The following is a 17,004-nucleotide window of genomic DNA, read 5'->3' as shown; positions in this document are numbered from 1 at the left end:
TCATAATTGAAGAGGCAAAAAATGGATATTTTTAACCCAGTTGATCATCCTCATCGTCGTTATAATCCATTGACCAATCAATGGGTACTTGTTTCACCACATAGAGCAAAACGCCCTTGGCAAGGACAACAAGAAGAGATAAATGAGGAGCAAAAACCAAGTCACGATCCAACTTGTTTTTTGTGTGCAGGTAACCAGCGAGTCACGGGTGATATCAATCCCGATTATAAAGGGACATTTGTATTTACCAATGATTTTGCTGCGTTAATGGAAGATACGCCAAATTCACCAGTTAACGATGATCCACTGTTTCAAATGCAAAGCGCTAAAGGCACCAGCCGTGTTATCTGCTTTTCACCAGATCACAGTAAAACTTTGCCAGAACTGGATTTATCTGCCATTGAAGGCGTAATCAAAATCTGGATCGCTCAACAACAAGAATTAAGTAAAAAATATCCTTGGGTACAAGTGTTCGAAAATAAAGGTTCAGTAATGGGGTGTTCTAACCCTCACCCGCATGGACAAATTTGGGCAAATAGTTTTTTACCCAACGAAATTGTGCGCGAAGATCTCAATATGCGCAATTATTATGAAAAATATCAACGTAATCTATTAATTGATTATGTTGAAAAAGAACTCATAAATCGTGAGCGAATTGTCGTTGAAACTCAATATTGGTTGGCGGTGGTTCCTTTTTGGGCAATCTGGCCATTTGAAACACTTCTGTTACCCAAAACACATATTCCACAATTAACCCAGTTAACAAGCGATCAACAAAGTGATTTAGCGATTGCACTCAAAAAATTAACCAGTCGTTACGATAATTTATTTCGCTGCTCTTTTCCTTATTCAATGGGTTGGCATGGCGCACCATTTATGGAAAATAAAAATGACTATTGGCAAGTACATGCTCACTTTTATCCCCCTTTGTTACGTTCAGCGACAGTCAAAAAATTTATGGTCGGTTACGAAATGCTAGCCGAAGTACAACGAGATTTAACGCCAGAACAGGCAGCCGAAAGACTGCGTAATGTAAGTGATGTTCATTATAAAGATATAAAGGATAAATAGATGAAAGAATTAATTAATAAAACTTCGCAAGCATTTGAAACTAAATTTGGCTATAAACCAGATACGTTGATACAAGCGCCTGGCCGCGTAAATTTAATCGGGGAACATACAGATTATAATGATGGATTTGTACTACCTTGCGCTATTAATTATCAAACAGTAATCAGCTGTCATAAACGTTCAGATAATCTGATTCGGGTCATTGCGGTTGACTATAATAATGAGCAAGATGAATTTTCATTGGATTTTCCCATTGAAAAACATCCAAAATACCAATGGGCCAATTATGTACGCGGCGTAGTCAAACATCTAAAAAAACATACTGATAATATTCATGGCGTTGATCTCGCCATTAGTGGTGATGTACCACAAGGTGCGGGATTAAGCTCATCAGCATCCCTTGAAGTTGCCGTAGCTAAAATGTTCCAAGTTTTATATGATTTGCCATTAGATGGCACCCAATTAGCTTTGATTGGTCAAGAGGCTGAAAATCAATTTGTTGGTTGTAATTGCGGTATTATGGATCAACTCATCTCCGCACTTGGACAAACACAACATGCCTTATTGATTGATTGCCGATCGTTAGAAGCATTCCCTGTTTCAATACCTGAAGATTTTGCAGTAGTAATTATTAACTCAAATATCAAACGTGGTTTAGTCGATAGCGAATACAATAGTCGTCGCCAACAATGCGAAGCAGCAGCTAAAGCTCTTGGGGTAAAAGCATTACGCGATGTAACGTTAGATGAATTGAAACAAATTGAAAGTAAGCTTGATCCTATTGTTTTTAAACGCGCTCGTCACATAATCACTGAAAATGAACGTACCTTAAAAGCCGCTTCAGCATTGGCAAACAGCGACTATACATCTTTATCAAATCTTATGGCGCAAAGCCATAACTCTATGCGTGATGATTTTGAAATCACTGTGCCTGCCATTGATTATCTGGTTGAGATAATTCACAATAAACTTGGCGATCAAGGTGGCGTACGCATGACAGGTGGTGGTTTTGGCGGTTGTGTTGTCGCACTCATACCCAAAAATAAAGTTGATGATATCAAAGCAGTGGTTAATGATAATTATTTTAAAAAATTTGGTATCAAAGAAGATTTTTATATCTGCAAACCAAGCAAAGGAGTGCACGCTTTATGCCTATAAAACAGATTATTACACTTTCAAATAAACAGGGTATGAGCATTAAACTCTCAAACTGGGGAGCAACTTGGCTTTCATGTGAACTACCCGTTGCAGGACAAAATCGAGAAGTCTTACTTGGTTGTAAAACTTTTGAACAATATGCACAGCAAGATGCTTATCTAGGCGCGACCATTGGGCGATATGCTAACCGAATTGCAAACGCGACCATCAAGGTCAACGAAAAAAGCTACTCACTGACTGCAAATCAAGGAGTAAACCAACTGCATGGTGGCAAATTAGGGTTTGATAAACAACTGTGGCACATCCAATCTCAAGCTGACAAGCAGGTCACCTTTGCATTGATTTCACCAGATGGAGATCAAGGGTTCCCTGGTGAGCTCAAGGTCGAAGTAACCTATAAACTCACTGATGACAATCAAGTTATTATCTCTTTTAATGCTATCACGACCAAAACAACCCCAGTCAATCTAACCAATCATGCTTATTTTAATTTAGATGGAGAAACTAGCAAAGATATCCTTAATCATACCTTACAAGTGAATGCTGACTTTTATTTACCCGTCGATCGCGACGGTATCCCATACAGTGATTTAGTTAGCGTTAGCCATAACGATATGGATTTACGCATACCAAGGCTAATCTCTGATAAATTACTCCAAAGCCCAGATAGGCAAATCACCGGTGGTTATGATCATGCTTATTTATTAGATAAATCACAACCTATTGCTGCTCATTTAATATCTGCCGATAAGAAAGTGAAGATGAATGTGGCCACAACCCTACCTGCACTACAAATCTATACGGGTAACTTTTTACAACATACGCCGAATAGGCATAATGGTGAATATCATAATTTTGCGGGTATCGCGTTAGAAGCGCAGTTTCTACCAGATAGTCCAAATCATCCCGATTGGCCACAACCTAGCTGTTTTTTAGAACCGAATCAAACTTATCATCATCAAATTTGTTACCAGTTTATGATAGATAAGTTATGAGATAACTAATTACGGATGAACGATCATAGTGTTCATCCATAAAAAAATAGAGTAAAGGCTTTTTAGCCTTAAAAACAATATATATGGGCGAATTGTTATTGGATTTTTATAATTAAAACAAAATAACAAACTCTTTAAATTGATTTATCTGAATTAAGAAAATCAATTACAGAAGAAACAAATAGACTTCGCCCTTTTTCAGCACGATCTAAATGTACAAAATGTGTGCCATCGGGTATTTCTACCAAATGTGCTTGCTTAGCTTCATTAACAATAGCTAAAGCATCCGCTTTACGGCTCCAAAAGTCATTTTGCGAGAAAATAACTAATATCGGCATCAATAAATGTTTGGCTTGCCACTGCTTTTGGCCAATAGCTAATTCAAAACTATCTGCCATTGCCCCTGTTGGTGAGCGAAATTGAGGAGGTGTATGAGAAAAAGATTCAGGATCAGAATTCATCGCCTCTTGAGCATAAGCATTAGCAACTAAAGGATCCCGCCATAAATCTTTTTCAACCATAGGGATACTTAAATCCCAAGCCTGAAACAAACTTTCTTTAGTATTTAATTGATAACCACCAATACTGTGATTGAATTGTTTTGGATTTAATTTGTCTTCAAATACTGAGCCTTTACCTAATAATTTATGATCGTCAACAGCACCATATAATGAATTATAAATAATTAACTTATTAACACTATCACTATGTTGCTCAGCATAGGCGGCAGCCCAATGACCACCTGTAGCCCAACCCAAAATATTTATTTTTTTGGAATCTGTCCATTTTAATATTTGATTCACAGCGCACTTTAAATCATCAATTGCGGCGGGCGTACGGACTAATGGTTTAGATTCACTTGCAGGTCGAGACATCTCTTTAGGACGACTAGATTTACCATATCCTCGTAAATCAATAATATAGACATCAAACCCAGCTTGAGCTAAATCTTCTGCTAACGATCCCCCTTGAACAGGTAAATCAAACGAACCAATACCTGCAACTCGAGCACCATGAACTAATAACAATGGTTCTTGTTTATGTTTATTATTCTTTAATTTAACTTCTCTGATAAAAATATTTTCATCTAAATAGCAAGAACCGATCAAATGGTCTCTTTTTTCGATCATACTAGCACTACCTGTATAGGGTAAAATTAACAAAAGAATTATCATACTCCTTTTAATTAGTCTAATCACTTCAATATCCTTTATTTCAATCAATAACTTCTAAAGTTAACAATATTCAATTACTTTATTTTAGATTACCGCTAAATTTAAACAAGATTTTTGGCTAGTTTACTAACAATCCAAGCTAAAATTAGGTATGATATTCATATCTTTGCTAATGGATAAACTAATAAATGAAAAGCAAAACTTTAACCGCTATCTTTCCTGGAACTTTTGATCCAATTACTAATGGGCATATTGATCTCATTACTCGAGCATCATTACTTTTTCCTCGTTTAATTGTTGCAGTTGCAGAAAACCCTAATAAAAATACCCTTTTCACCTTAGAAGAACGGGTTAATTTAGCTTCAACTGCGGTTGAACATCTATTAAATGTTGAAGTGATTGGTTTCGATAATTTAATGGCTAATTTTGCTCAAACACATAATGCGACCGTAATTGTTCGCGGTGTACGTACAACGCATGATTTTGAATATGAAAGGCAATTAGCTGAAATGAATCGCGCATTAAAGCCAGATTTAGATACTATATTTTTGATGCCATCAATTGCAATGGGCTTTATTTCATCAACTATTGTTAAAGATGTGGCTTACCATGGTGGCAATATTACCAATTTAGTGCCTGTCCATGTTAAAAAAGAATTGTTACAAAGACTTACTTAGATTTTAAACTTACGATTATGGTTAAATTTTACACCCCACCTAAAAAAAAGCTCACCTCACAAAAATTGACCGTTACCGTTTCTTCGCTTGATGCCTTTGGACAAGGCGTTGCTAGCCATAACGGAAAAACAATTTTTATCAAGTCAGCCTTGCCTGATGAAACCGTTGATATTAAGTTGACCGAAGATAAAAAAAATTACGCAAAAGCGACCGTCATAAAATATTACAATCAAAGTAACGAACGGGTTAAACCTCAATGTGAATATTATCAAAAATGTGGAGGTTGTGAACTACAACATATCTCATCACATTTACAACAGCAAGCCAAATACTCGGCGCTTATTAACTTATTACAAAAAGAAAGTGGACAAAATTTAGCTAGTGTTATTAAAGATTCACCCCAAATTATTGCAGATCAACCTTACCATTATCGCAGGCGAGCAAGATTAGCAATCAATCTAGTTAAAGGTGAATTATTTATTGGATTTCGTCAAGCAGAATCAAGTCAAATAATCAATATTGCGCATTGTCCGATATTAGTTGAACAATTAGATTTATTACTTACTCCATTACAAAATTGCTTACGCCAAATTACTCTAAAAAAAGCACTCGGCCACATTGAATTAATCGCCGTTGATAGTGGTGTGATTATTGTATTAAGGCATACCTTGCCAATGACATCTCAAGATACCGAGTTATTGAAACAGTTTGCCCAAGAACAGAACATTTCACTCTATTTTTATGGTGAAGAGTTAGTCCATATTACTGGAAACAAAGAACACTATTATTTAATTAATCATTTAAAGTTAACCTTTAGCCCACTTGATTTTATTCAAGTAAACAGCAAAATTAATCAAAAAATGATTAATCAAGCTTTGGAATGGTTAACATTAAAACCAACAGATAATGTATTAGATCTATTTTGTGGAATGGGTAATTTTTCATTGCCAATGGCAACATTAAGCAAATCGGTTACTGGGATTGAAGGCATCGGTGCACTGGTTGAAAAAGCCAAATTCAATGCACAATTAAATAACAAAAAAATTTGTGCTAAAACACATTTTTTAATCAATAATTTAGATGATAAACAGCAATTTAACACATGGAATCATGCTACATTTGAAAAAGTATTATTAGATCCTGCAAGAGCCGGCGCTTATAATGCTGCAGCAGAAATTGTGAAGATAGCACCCGAAAAGATTGTTTACATCTCGTGCAACCCTGCTACTCTAGCAAGAGACTGTAAGCAATTTATCGATAAAGGATATACAATTGCTCAAGTTGCTATTTTGGATATGTTTCCGCAAACTAAGCACATTGAATCAATGTTGCTGCTAACGAAGTAGGATAGTAATTATGGTATCAGTTAGAGGAGCCCATCAACACAGTGAAGAGCATTATTCTCTTGCACAATTTGATATTGAAAGATGGACCAGTCAAGAATTATTATTAACCAATCCGACCTCTTATAAAAAGTTCAAAGAAGTTTGGGATTTTTGTTTTGAAAACAGTGCTGGTGCGCCAGAACAGATCCACTGCTTCCAAAATGCGATTGAAATGGTCGAAATTTTATCAACGCTCAATATGGATATTAATAGTCTATGTGCTGCGTTATTACTTCCTTTTGTTGATACCAAAATTATTCGTCGAGAAGATATTCCTGAAGATTTCGATCGCGAAATTTCAAATATCATTTCCAGCATCGTAAGAATGAAAGAAATTCGCCATTTACGAGCAATTCGTAATGGCAGTGCGACAACGGAACAAATTGATAGTATTCGTCGCATGTTATTAGCTATGGTCAATGATTTTCGTAGTGTCGTCATTAAATTAGCTGAACGCATTACTTATTTACGAGATTTAATCTCAGCACCACAAGAAGAGCAGGTTTTAGCGGCTAAAGAGTGCTTTAATATCTATGCACCACTTGCAAATCGTCTAGGTATTGGTCAACTCAAATGGGAGCTTGAAGATTTTTGTTTCCGTTACTTATATCCTGATGAATATCGTCTTATCGCTAAAAAGCTACATGAAAAGCGCTTAGATCGTGAACTGTATATTGATCAATTTGTTGAACATCTACAAGATTTAATGAATAAAGATCATATTCGTGCAGAAGTCTATGGTCGCCCTAAACACATTTATAGTATCTGGCGCAAAATGGAGCGTAAGCATCTGCAATTTGAGGATCTTTATGATATTCGTGCAGTAAGGATTATTTGCGATCGTATTGAAGATTGTTATAACGCTTTAGGTATCGTTCATAGCCATTATAAACATATCGCCAAAGAGTTTGACGACTATGTTGCCAATCCTAAACCCAATGGTTATCAATCCATTCATACGGTTGTTTATGGACCACAACATAAAACGATTGAAATTCAAATCCGAACAGAACAAATGCACAATGACGCAGAGCTAGGTGTTGCTGCGCATTGGAAATATAAAGAAGGCAGTACCGATAAAATGACTGCTTATGATCAGCGAATTTCTTGGTTACGTAAACTTCTAACTTGGCAACAAGAGATGTCTGAAAGTGGTGAAATTCAAGAAGCCGTACGCAGCCAAATTTTTGATGATCGAGTCTATGTTTTTACACCGAAAGGCGATGTCGTGGATTTACCCGCTGGTTCAACTCCGCTTGATTTTGCTTATCATATCCACAGTGATGTCGGGCACCGTTGTATTGGTGCAAAAGTAGGTGGTCGCATTGTACCTTTTACCTACAATTTAAAAATGGGCGACCAAGTTGAAGTTATTACCCAAAAGCAACCTAATCCAAGTCGCGATTGGCTGAATCCAAATACAGGATTTGTTAACAGCAGTCGTGCCAGAGCTAAAATTCAGGCATGGTTTAAAAAACAAGATCGCGATAAAAATATTGCCACCGGCGAGCAAATTTTACAAAGTGAACTTGAGCCGTTAAATATTACTTTAAAAAGTGTCGAAAAAATACTCATCAATAAATACAATGCCCACTCATTTGACGAAGTACTTGCAGGTATTGGCAGTGGTGATATTAGAATTAACCAGTTAGTTAATTTTATTAATGCTCAATTTAATAAACCGACGGCGGAACAAGAAGATGAGGCTGTCTTAAAACAAATTGCCCAAAAATCAACTACACAAGCTAAGAATAACAACAAAGCGGGTAATAAAAAAGGCAGTGAAATCATTATTGAAGGTGTCGGCAACTTAATGTACACCATTGCTAATTGCTGTCGCCCTATCCCTGGTGATCCTATTGCTGGTTTTGTAACGCAAGGACGCGGCATTTCAATCCACCGGGCAGATTGCGAACAGTTACAAGAATTAAAAAATCATGCTCCTGAACGCATCACTAACGCCGTTTGGAATGATAATACTCACTCAGGTTATACCATGGTTACCCAAATTGTTGCCAATGATCGCAGCGGTTTATTACGAGACATCACCACCATATTGGCTAACGAAAAAGTTAATGTGCTTGGCCTAATAAGCCGTTCTGATATGAAGCAACAATTAGCGACCATTGAGGTAGATATGGAAATCTTTGATCAGGATTCTTTAAATCGTATACTCAATAAAATTAAGCAACTACCTGATGTTATTGAAGCCAAACGTTTCCAAAGCTAACAACTAATCAATCGCCACGCTTAAGTGGCGATAATGCATTACACGTTATTTTCGTTGTAAAATTTCAAATTGATATGGATAGCTATTTTTTTCATCAGCTTGGTGATCTTCTTGATAAATTACCTGCCATTGCTCGGGTAAATAATCGGGGAAATAGGTATCCCCTTGCAATTCAGCATCAATATGCGTTAAATAGAGCCGATCAATTAATGGCAAGATTTGCTGATAAATATTACCTCCGCCAATAATAAAAACTTCATCAGGTTGTTGCGCTTGGGCAAGGGATATTGCCTCATCAATCGATTTTACCCTGCTTACATTAGAAATTTTATTATCACTTGGCTCTATTTGTCTTGAAATAACAATGTTGTGACGATTAGGAAGTGGTCTACCAATTGATTCAAACGTTTTTCGCCCCATAATAACAGGCTTATTGAGCGTGTTTTTTTTAAACCATGCTAAATCAGCAGGTAAATGCCAAGGCATTTGATTATTTAGGCCAATAACACGATTATGTGCCATAGCAACAATAACACTTAAAATCATAGTAATTACACGTATCCCAAAGATTTAATTCGTTGATTTACATTTTCTGGAAAAATAGTTTGACTCCAAAGCCTACGGCTTAGAGAAAGTAAAGGCTCTGTCTGTCCGGAAACTATCCAATTTGCTAATTCAGTTGCTACATCAGGATATATTGTTGGTTTAGGAGAAGATAAGCTCAACCAATACTTAAGTTTGATACTATTCAGGTTCTCCATAACAGTTGCCATATCTAAAGTGTGTAAACACTGTGCATTATAGATTTGCTCAAATTGCCCTGATACAGGCTTAGTTAAAATCTTTTTACCTAAAACTAAAGCTTCAGAAATTAAGGCAAAACCAGTGTTGGTAATAATACCAGAACAACTTACTAAAGCATGGGTAAAGTTATCACGACCAAGAGGTTGAAAAGTGATATTTTTCTGTTGAGACAGTTGTTTTATATCTGGATGAAAACAGATAAATTGATGATCTGGGAATTGTTGTAACAATTGTGTAATTTCATCTAATGCCTCAAATGGCAAATAAACAATGATATTTCCATCTTCGGTAGGTGTAACGTCAAAGGTGTCAATCATTGGAGGAATCAATTTATACCCAAAATGAAACCAATGTAAGCCAATAGGATTAGTGACAGGCGCATAATACTTCATAATCACATTCGCTATCAACCCATATTCTTTAGGCTTGAGATATTGGCATACAGCTTGATTACTGATGCCTAAGCAGTTTCGATGCTGATAGTGAGCAGCCCATGCACTAACTGGCTCAAAATCACTAATAATACAATCATATTTTGATAAATCGAGTTCACGCACATCTTTTACGAGTCGAAAAGCTCGAATTCGTTGTACCGTTTTACGAAAGTTGATTTTACCATTCAGTGTTGCAAAAGAGACACCACGATAAGTAGTATAGTTGCCAAAGGCTTGCATATCAAAATAGTCTTTAGGATCACGGCCGCTGAAAATATAGTCAACATCAGCACCAGCTACTTTTAAAGCTTTTGCTAACGTTCTACAACGACTGACATGGCCATTTCCTGTTCCTTGAACGCCAAAGAGAATTTTCATATCAATATTTTTTGATGATTGTAATTGGCGAATATAATAACAGAACACTTAATTATTAGCTCCATTATTTTAAGCAGATAGTGCAAATAATTATAATCAATAACTATTAATAGTAATTTTGATTAAAAATATCAAAAAACATTTGTAAAATTTATTTATAAATCAATTAACTGATAAATATTTAGTGGTGATAAGTCACCTCTTTTTGTTATAAATAACAACTTTTAAAATTCATTCTTACTAATGAAAAATCCATTAATTCATTTCGATAACAATCAACAAACCAATTGAAACATTTAAAAAAATGAATCAGTTTTTTCCTTACAAATACGATTATTTATTTCAGTTATTAATAACAATTATCTTATTAAAAAAGATTGCAGTTTAATGAAAGTTTATTGGTTAGCATAATTTTTAGATTAAATTATTTAACAACCCAAACTCATCAAATCTATGAAATAAATTTCAATGCGATACAAATGATTGTAAAAATAGTTGATCATTGATAAATGATTCCGCACTTAATAATGGTTTTCTGTATGGATAATGTTAATAACTGCTCATCCTAAACTGCAATTAATATTTTAAATATATTGGATTTTTATTTTTTATGAGTCATTACCATTTTCAATATATGTAAAAATGGTATAAATCTGATGCTTTTTTAAGTAAAATAAGTTTATATATTATCCACTTGATGAATGGTGAGATTTTACATGTCATTAAGATTCATCCATAAACAAACCTATATTATTGCAATAGTAGCAATAATTTTATTTCTATTTGTTTATTCTATAAGACATTTATCTATCATCATAAATTCATCTTTGCCTGTTGCTGTGGTTTCACAACATAGCTCATCCAAGTTAAAAGTCAGTAATAACCATGATAGTTGTTATCTTTTAACAAAAAAATCAGAATGTTTATCAAATTGTACTGTCTTTAACCATTGTTCACTCTGTAATACGCTAATACCAAATATTGTATTGAATGTTGAGTTTTCACCACACCGTGAACAATATCTTTCATATAACTTTGCTCCACAATTTAAAGAATTTATTCCTGAATTAAAACCACCAAAAGTTGCTTAATTAAATGATTCAGTTGCATTGGCAACAAAAATTAGTTTAAGCAATTATCACAAAAGTGACTGTTTTTGGTTATTAATTCTATCGTTAATAACGAAACAGTCCTTGTTTTTCTTAAAAATGATGAAAGGAATATTATGAAGCGTCGAATTTTTTTATTAAATCTTACTGCAGCTATAAGTGGTTTAGCCGTTACCAAAGCCTTTGCCAAAATGGATCACTCTGCGATGAGTAATACCATGTGTGAAACAAATTCTGATGAATGTCTAAAGGGGGATAGAATGCACCACGAACATATGAATATGAACATGAGTCATAACAAAAAGCCACAAAAACTTTTACCTACTTCAGCATTACCACAAGGTCAAGATTTACCAGAGTTAGTTCGTTTAAAAAATACCAGTGACCAGCCAGGAACATTCGAAGCAAATCTGGAAGCAAAACCTGTTAAAATAAAATTAACACCACAATTAACAACAGAATTTTGGGCATATAATGGCACTATTCCGGGTCCTGCGATTGAAGCTTTCGAAGGCGATAAAGTTAAAATAACCGTCAAAAACAGTATACCGCAAGCCACAACGGTACATTGGCATGGTTTACTCATTCCATCCAATCAAGATGGTAATCCACAAGACGAAATCCCTGCTGGCAGTAGCCGAACTTATGAATTTACTATTCCAGAAGGCAATGCAGGTACATATTGGTACCATCCACATGGGCATGAAACCGTTTCCGAACAGATTGCAAGAGGATTAGCTGGAATGTTTATTGTACGCAGTAAAAAAGATCCACTTGCCTCTTTTCCTGAACAAAACTGGTTCTTTTCTGATTTAAAATTAACCGATAAAGGAGAAATTGCCGATAATTCAATGGTCGATTGGATGAATGGACGCGAAGGTCAATTTGTATTAATTAATGGTGCTTATCGTCCTAAAATTACCGTAAAAAGTGCAACTAGAGTGCGTATTTGGAATGCGTGTTCTGGCCGTTATCTTAATTTATCAATTCCTGGTTGCGATGTTTACTTGGTTGGCACAGATGGAGGATTGATGCCTAAACCTGTTCAACTAAATTCACCGCTATTATTATCACCAGCTGAACGCGCTGAATTGGTTATTGTTCCTAAACAATCGGGTACAGTATATTTACAATCAATTGGATACCATCGTGGAAAAATGGGCAATGTCCCCCCAGAGCAAGATATCATACTTGGTGAATTAGCTTTGACAGAATCCTCCCCTATAACCTTACCGTCAATGTTACGAGAATTGCCAAAATTAGGGCAAGCAACTGCCCATAAAACACTTGAATATACCGAAGTTATGGATGTAAAAGAACCTCGAGGAGGGATGCTATTTTTAATAAACGGCAAACGCCATGATATGCAACGAATTGATTTAGAAAGTAAAATTCATGAAGTTGAAGAATGGACAATTTTTAATAACTCTCACATGGATCATAACTTTCATATACATGGAGCACAGTTTACCGTCGTTTCACATGAATTAAATGGTAAAAAGAATCCACCTAAATATGCAGCATTAAAAGATACCATTAATCTGCGCCCACATGAAAAAATCACCATAAAAATTCAACAAAATATGCCAGGATTACGCATGTATCATTGCCACATAGTTGAACATGAAACACTGGGTATGATGGGTCAATTAATGGTGAAATAATTTAATCAACTTTCCCCCCTCTTTTTTTAACCATTATTTATTAAAATTAGAGGTGGGATATTTTGTTGATAAAGAAAAACAATAAACAAAGTTTAAGGTTTAGAATATTGAGTAATTCAGTTTAAGAAAGTAACATTTAAAATAAGGCGATTAACCTATCAAACAACAATATTTTGCTAGCACAAAATCACACGTGTCTGCTTTTCTAACTCCATAACTTGTGAGGCGTCTGCCATATCATTAGTAATTAACGCGGTAATTTCACCCCAATCACAAATTTTATATAAGCTTTTACGACTGAATTTAGTATAGTCACCTAAAATATATCTTTTATCCGAATGTGCAATGATCACTTTATCTATGTAGGCATCTGAAGACGAAGGACTAGAAGGGCCGTTTAAATTGCTAAAGCCATCAGTTCCTAAAAAGCAGACATCAACTTGGATTTCGTTGATCATTGATAGCGCCCAACCTCCAAATACAGATGAACTTTTGTCACGTAATTCACCACCAAATAAAAACACTTGATTTTCTGACGAAATCAATATGTTAGCTACAGGTAGAGAGTCCGTGAAAATTTTGAAACCAGAGCGATACACTAATAATTTAGCTAGTTCTAATGCTGTACTTCCTGTACCGATAATTATTGAGCAATTATCTGGAAGAAGCGTTAATGCTTTTTGTGCGATACTCTTTTTTAAGCTTGCATTTTCTTTTTCTCTAATTTTGAATGGATTCTCAATAGCACCTTGTTTAAGCGTTGCACCGCCATGACATTTAACTAAAAATCCTTTTTTTTCTAATTGAGATAGATCTTTGCGAATAGTTTCATAAGTTACTTGATATTTACGAGCTAGTTCACTTACATACACAGTTCCCGCTGTAATCAACTCTTCTAAAATTAATTCTCTTCTCTCATTCATTAAGTGCATAGTTAACAATCTCAATTATTTTAGTATGGGTATTGGTGTTATTAATAGTTATCTTTTTTATTTTTGCCGATATTTTACAACAGAATCTAACTTATTCCTCATTTATCTTAACTACTTTTCTAAAAAAACCAATTGACTTAATATTAAATACCAACACAAAATTGGTATAAATTGGTTTTTAATTACATAAAAAACATAATCTTATTATTTTTGTGACGCAGATCACATTGACTTACCAATAAAAACCAACTATAAAGTTGGTTACTAAATCTAAATGAGGAAAACTGATGAAAACAAAAATTGCTATCGCATGCGATGATCTGGGATTTGAATATAAACAAGCCATTAAACAATACTTAATTGATGAAAAAAATGCTGAGGTCGTTTATGACCCAGTAAAGGTCAAGGATGATGGTGTCAATACATTCGCCAAATTGGCAGATGAAATGTCAGTGCTGATTCAAAAAGATATTTGCCGTTTAGGTATTTATATCTGTGGAACTGGAATTGGTTTTACTTGTCAAGCAAATAAACATTGGGGTATTCGTGCCACTGCAGTAACCAATCCTTATTCAGCCAAACGAGCCAGACTCAGTAATAATGCGCAAATCATCGGTATTGGTTGCCGAGTCAATGGGCTTGAGTATACAAAAATGATCATTGACGCTTGGCTTGATGAACCTTTTGATTTTACTACTGCTCGCGAAAACTCGAAAAAAAACTTATTAGAAGCAGAACGTAATGACAATGCTCTATTAGTCAAACCTATGCATGTTGCATGGAATATGGGTTTTAGAGCTGATGAATAAGTAACAAAGGAGCATCTTATGGAACTAATCACGCAATTTATTAATGATTTAGGTAATTTTATCTTTATCCCTATTATTTTTTTAATACTCATGGCTGGTCTTGGTCGACCTATTTCAGAATGTATATCTTCTGCAATGAAAGTTGGTATTGGCTTTATAGCATTAAGTATGACAATTAAATTTATGCTAGACAAGATGGCTCCTGCAGTTACTGGACTTGCTGAAAGTACAGGATCTTCACTTAGTGCAATTGATGTCGGAGGCGCTGCTACTGCCGTAATGGGATTCGGTTCTAGTATGGGACCAATTATTATTCCATTATGTGTATTTGTTAATGTACTACTCCTTATTTTAAAAATAACAGATTGCGTTAATGTTGATGTGTTCAATTTACATCAAAATGCATCAATGGGGGCTATTGTTGGTGTTTACTCTGGAAGTTTTCTATATGGAGTATTAACAGCAGCACTCTTCCATATTTGGGCATTAATAGCGGCCGATATTGGCGCTAAAAATAATGAACAGTTTTATAATTTACCCGAAGGTGTATCCATTTCTCACCCAGTAGCAAATACTTATCTCATTTTTGCTTACCCTTTCAATTGGGTTTATGACCGTATTCCTGGTTTTAAAAATCTGAGTATTACAGCAGAAACAATTCAAAAACGCTTTGGTGTACTTGGTGATCCAACCATTGTTGGTTTTATTATTGGAGTTTTACTTGGTTTTTGTGGTTATTCATGGCAAAGCCCCTATCACACTATCATTTCTAGCTTACAATTGGGAATGTATTTAGCAGCTGTTATGTTGTTATTACCAAGGATGACTTCCATAATGATGGAAGGATTAGTACCGTTATCAAATGTAGTTCGAAAAAAACTAGTTAAACGCTTCCCAAATCGTGATATTACTGTTGGTATGGATACTGCGTTAATTGTTGGTAACCCATCAGTAATTGCACCCGCATTATTGCTTATACCAGTCATTGTCATCTTAGCCGTAATTTTACCCGGTAATAAGGTAATGCCATTAGGTGACTTATCTCAATTTGTATTCTTTATTGCCTGTATGGTACCAGTATTTAAAGGCAATATCATTCGTACATGGATCACTTCAATTTTTTTATTTGGCGGTGGTTTATATATCGCTTCGTGGATGACTCCTGCAACAAATGAAGTATTTCAAGAATTTGGAACCAATCCTGATGCTTCTGTGATGTATACCTCATTGAATCCATCTGCAAATCCATTTACAGGACTGTTTGCCGCAACTAGCCACATAGGAATACTAGGTTATGCGTTAATTGGTCTGATTTTACTATCAGTAGGTTATTTATTGAAGAAAAAACAAAGAAATTCAAACATTAATAGCGAGGTCTCAAAATGAAAAAAGTTTTAGTGGTTTGTGGAAATGGAATTGCTTCATCATCAATTATGGTTTCAATTTTACAAGATTATCTGAAAGAACAAAGTATTGTTGCACAAGTGGATAAATCCTCACTCATGGCATGTTCAGCTGATACGTTTAATGGCTACGATTTAGTCGTGTCATCAACCAAAATCGATAATCCTGATATTACAACTAAAGTAATTGTTGGTGCTGGTTTGCTTACCGGTATTGGCGAAGAAGCAATTTTTGATGCGGTAAAAAAAGAACTTACTAAATAAGAGGTAGTTTATGCATATTTTAGTTCATGATTTAGATAACAGTATCAAAACATATCAAGAAGTAATTAACGCATCAGGATCTTATTTGTTAGAAAAAGATTATATCCAAGCTGATTACATTACTGCATGTATTGATCGTGAAAAAGATTATCCTACAGGATTACTTATGAGTAACGGAATAGGGATAGCTATACCTCATGCAAATTATCAATTGGTAAAGTCTGATGCTATTAGTTTAGTTCGTTCCTCTAAAGGTGTTGAGTTTGGACAAATGGAAGATTCTGATTTAAAAGTCAGTTGTCAATTAATATTCAACCTAGCTTTATCAACCAGTAATCAACACTTGACGATACTCCAGCGGTTGTTTGCTTTATTTCAAGATGAAATTTTCGTTGACAACTGTCAAAACCTTAGCTGCTTACAAGTTGAACAATTAATCAATCAGCATATAAACAAATAGATAATTATACTAAATTTTTATTCATCACTAATTTAAAAATTACTGATGAATAAAAT

General features: G+C 34.9%; 16 protein-coding genes. 12 read left to right on the top strand and 4 right to left on the bottom strand.

Annotated features, from left to right (window positions below):
- Positions 1-21: 21 nt before the first annotated feature.
- From galT to galM, 3 genes are read left to right on the top strand one after another with little or no spacing between them, the layout of a single operon-like run.
- Positions 22-1,071, top strand: coding sequence for a galactose-1-phosphate uridylyltransferase (gene galT / locus H3T96_RS00595; protein WP_086326500.1), 1,050 nt, complete (start codon positions 22-24; stop codon positions 1,069-1,071).
- Positions 1,072-2,229 carry a galactokinase gene (gene galK, locus H3T96_RS00590; RefSeq protein WP_144091312.1) on the top strand — a complete coding sequence of 386 codons (1,158 nt, stop codon included), beginning with the start codon at positions 1,072-1,074 and terminating at the stop codon, positions 2,227-2,229.
- Positions 2,220-3,224 carry a galactose-1-epimerase gene (galM, locus tag H3T96_RS00585; RefSeq protein WP_144091311.1) on the top strand — a complete coding sequence of 335 codons (1,005 nt, stop codon included), beginning with the start codon at positions 2,220-2,222 and terminating at the stop codon, positions 3,222-3,224. Before galK ends, galM begins: the two co-directional genes overlap by 10 nt.
- Before the next feature lie 134 nt (positions 3,225-3,358).
- Here galM and H3T96_RS00580 read toward each other — a convergent pair whose 3' ends face one another.
- On the bottom strand, positions 3,359-4,399 hold the full coding sequence (locus H3T96_RS00580) for an alpha/beta fold hydrolase (protein WP_144091310.1): 1,041 nt from the start codon (positions 4,397-4,399) through the stop codon (positions 3,359-3,361).
- Between the two features lie 188 nt (positions 4,400-4,587).
- On the opposite strand from H3T96_RS00580, the gene coaD reads away from it, so the two are divergent.
- From coaD to relA, 3 genes are read left to right on the top strand one after another with little or no spacing between them, the layout of a single operon-like run.
- Positions 4,588-5,076, top strand: coding sequence for a pantetheine-phosphate adenylyltransferase (gene coaD, locus H3T96_RS00575; protein WP_144091309.1), 489 nt, complete (start codon positions 4,588-4,590; stop codon positions 5,074-5,076).
- 17 nt (positions 5,077-5,093) lie between these two features.
- Positions 5,094-6,422 carry a 23S rRNA (uracil(1939)-C(5))-methyltransferase RlmD gene (rlmD, locus tag H3T96_RS00570; protein ID WP_144091308.1) on the top strand — a complete coding sequence of 443 codons (1,329 nt, stop codon included), beginning with the start codon at positions 5,094-5,096 and terminating at the stop codon, positions 6,420-6,422.
- Between the two features lie 10 nt (positions 6,423-6,432).
- Positions 6,433-8,691: a GTP diphosphokinase gene (relA, locus tag H3T96_RS00565; protein ID WP_086326505.1), complete on the top strand. Its 2,259-nt coding sequence runs from the start codon at positions 6,433-6,435 to the stop codon at positions 8,689-8,691.
- 45 nt (positions 8,692-8,736) lie between these two features.
- On the opposite strand, the gene folA is transcribed toward relA, so the two are convergent.
- A complete protein-coding gene (folA, locus tag H3T96_RS00560; RefSeq protein WP_144091307.1) occupies positions 8,737-9,237 on the bottom strand; it encodes a type 3 dihydrofolate reductase in 501 nt (166 codons plus the stop codon).
- A 5-nt stretch (positions 9,238-9,242) separates the two neighbouring features.
- Positions 9,243-10,355, bottom strand: a complete 1,113-nt coding sequence (locus H3T96_RS00555) for an MJ1255/VC2487 family glycosyltransferase (protein ID WP_198248558.1) — start codon at positions 10,353-10,355, stop codon at positions 9,243-9,245.
- Between the two features lie 668 nt (positions 10,356-11,023).
- Here H3T96_RS00555 and H3T96_RS00550 point away from each other — a divergent pair.
- The gene (locus H3T96_RS00550) at positions 11,024-11,398 is read left to right on the top strand and encodes a hypothetical protein (RefSeq protein WP_039130146.1); all 375 of its coding nucleotides are present in this window, start codon (positions 11,024-11,026) and stop codon (positions 11,396-11,398) included.
- A 134-nt stretch (positions 11,399-11,532) separates the two neighbouring features.
- The gene (locus tag H3T96_RS00545) at positions 11,533-13,080 is read left to right on the top strand and encodes a multicopper oxidase family protein (RefSeq protein WP_198248557.1); all 1,548 of its coding nucleotides are present in this window, start codon (positions 11,533-11,535) and stop codon (positions 13,078-13,080) included.
- A gap of 176 nt (positions 13,081-13,256) precedes the next feature.
- Here the strand turns inward: H3T96_RS00545 and H3T96_RS00540 are convergent, their stop codons facing one another.
- Entirely contained in the window at positions 13,257-14,012 is a 756-nt protein-coding gene (locus tag H3T96_RS00540) for a DeoR/GlpR family DNA-binding transcription regulator (protein ID WP_039128109.1), read from the bottom strand.
- Between the two features lie 287 nt (positions 14,013-14,299).
- Between H3T96_RS00540 and H3T96_RS00535 the strand changes: the two genes are divergently transcribed.
- Genes H3T96_RS00535 through H3T96_RS00520 form a run of 4 tightly spaced genes read left to right on the top strand, consistent with a single transcriptional unit; the run spans position 14,300 to position 16,948 of the window.
- On the top strand, positions 14,300-14,821 hold the full coding sequence (locus H3T96_RS00535; protein ID WP_039128110.1) for an RpiB/LacA/LacB family sugar-phosphate isomerase: 522 nt from the start codon (positions 14,300-14,302) through the stop codon (positions 14,819-14,821).
- 18 nt (positions 14,822-14,839) lie between these two features.
- A complete protein-coding gene (locus H3T96_RS00530; RefSeq protein ID WP_039128113.1) occupies positions 14,840-16,207 on the top strand; it encodes a PTS galactitol transporter subunit IIC in 1,368 nt (455 codons plus the stop codon).
- Positions 16,204-16,488, top strand: a complete 285-nt coding sequence (locus H3T96_RS00525; protein ID WP_039128115.1) for a PTS galactitol transporter subunit IIB — start codon at positions 16,204-16,206, stop codon at positions 16,486-16,488. Before H3T96_RS00530 ends, H3T96_RS00525 begins: the two co-directional genes overlap by 4 nt.
- A 10-nt stretch (positions 16,489-16,498) precedes the next feature.
- Positions 16,499-16,948, top strand: coding sequence for a PTS sugar transporter subunit IIA (locus tag H3T96_RS00520; RefSeq protein WP_144091306.1), 450 nt, complete (start codon positions 16,499-16,501; stop codon positions 16,946-16,948).
- The last annotated feature ends 56 nt before the right edge of the window (positions 16,949-17,004 follow it).

This window comes from Gilliamella sp. W8136 (genome assembly GCF_016101285.1).
GTDB lineage: Bacteria > Pseudomonadota > Gammaproteobacteria > Enterobacterales > Orbaceae > Gilliamella > Gilliamella apicola_N.
This window is presented reverse-complemented; position numbering and strand designations above follow the sequence as displayed.

What these genes read in the sequence shown, in the direction of transcription:
- galT (WP_086326500.1), top strand. Translation starts at nt 22, where the DNA reads ATGGATATTTTTAACCCAGTTGATCATCCTCATCGTCGTTATAATCCA.
- galK (WP_144091312.1), top strand. Translation starts at nt 1,072, where the DNA reads ATGAAAGAATTAATTAATAAAACTTCGCAAGCATTTGAAACTAAATTT.
- galM (WP_144091311.1), top strand. Translation starts at nt 2,220, where the DNA reads ATGCCTATAAAACAGATTATTACACTTTCAAATAAACAGGGTATGAGC.
- H3T96_RS00580 (WP_144091310.1), bottom strand. Translation starts at nt 4,399, where the DNA reads ATGATAATTCTTTTGTTAATTTTACCCTATACAGGTAGTGCTAGTATG.
- coaD (WP_144091309.1), top strand. Translation starts at nt 4,588, where the DNA reads ATGAAAAGCAAAACTTTAACCGCTATCTTTCCTGGAACTTTTGATCCA.
- rlmD (WP_144091308.1), top strand. Translation starts at nt 5,094, where the DNA reads ATGGTTAAATTTTACACCCCACCTAAAAAAAAGCTCACCTCACAAAAA.
- relA (WP_086326505.1), top strand. Translation starts at nt 6,433, where the DNA reads ATGGTATCAGTTAGAGGAGCCCATCAACACAGTGAAGAGCATTATTCT.
- folA (WP_144091307.1), bottom strand. Translation starts at nt 9,237, where the DNA reads ATGATTTTAAGTGTTATTGTTGCTATGGCACATAATCGTGTTATTGGC.
- H3T96_RS00550 (WP_039130146.1), top strand. Translation starts at nt 11,024, where the DNA reads ATGTCATTAAGATTCATCCATAAACAAACCTATATTATTGCAATAGTA.
- H3T96_RS00545 (WP_198248557.1), top strand. Translation starts at nt 11,533, where the DNA reads ATGAAGCGTCGAATTTTTTTATTAAATCTTACTGCAGCTATAAGTGGT.
- H3T96_RS00540 (WP_039128109.1), bottom strand. Translation starts at nt 14,012, where the DNA reads ATGCACTTAATGAATGAGAGAAGAGAATTAATTTTAGAAGAGTTGATT.
- H3T96_RS00535 (WP_039128110.1), top strand. Translation starts at nt 14,300, where the DNA reads ATGAAAACAAAAATTGCTATCGCATGCGATGATCTGGGATTTGAATAT.
- H3T96_RS00530 (WP_039128113.1), top strand. Translation starts at nt 14,840, where the DNA reads ATGGAACTAATCACGCAATTTATTAATGATTTAGGTAATTTTATCTTT.
- H3T96_RS00525 (WP_039128115.1), top strand. Translation starts at nt 16,204, where the DNA reads ATGAAAAAAGTTTTAGTGGTTTGTGGAAATGGAATTGCTTCATCATCA.
- H3T96_RS00520 (WP_144091306.1), top strand. Translation starts at nt 16,499, where the DNA reads ATGCATATTTTAGTTCATGATTTAGATAACAGTATCAAAACATATCAA.